The organism is Oryzibacillus soli (genome assembly GCF_051594765.1).
In the GTDB taxonomy this organism is placed as follows: domain Bacteria; phylum Bacillota; class Bacilli; order Paenibacillales; family NBRC-103111; genus Paenibacillus_AR.
The window spans coordinates 1-208 of the sequence record NZ_JBPPGJ010000170.1; the positions used below are offsets into that span (position 1 = coordinate 1).

A 208-nucleotide genomic window follows, 5' to 3' on the forward strand; every position below is an offset into this window, starting at 1 on the left:
CTTGGTGAGCCGTTACCCCACCAACTAGCTAATGCGCCGCAGGCCCATCCATAAGTGTCAGGTTACCCCGACTTTCCATGCATCCCCATGCGGGAACGCAACGTATCCGGTATTAGCATCCGTTTCCGGAAGTTATCCCAGTCTTACAGGCAGGTTGCCTACGTGTTACTCACCCGTCCGCCGCTAACCTGTCCCCGAAGGAACAGAT

Annotated in this window: 1 rRNA gene; it reads right to left on the bottom strand. The window is 55.8% G+C overall.

Features of this window, described 5'->3' with window-relative positions:
* Positions 1–208, bottom strand: a 16S ribosomal RNA gene (locus tag ACSEXW_RS28555); the annotation flags it as partial.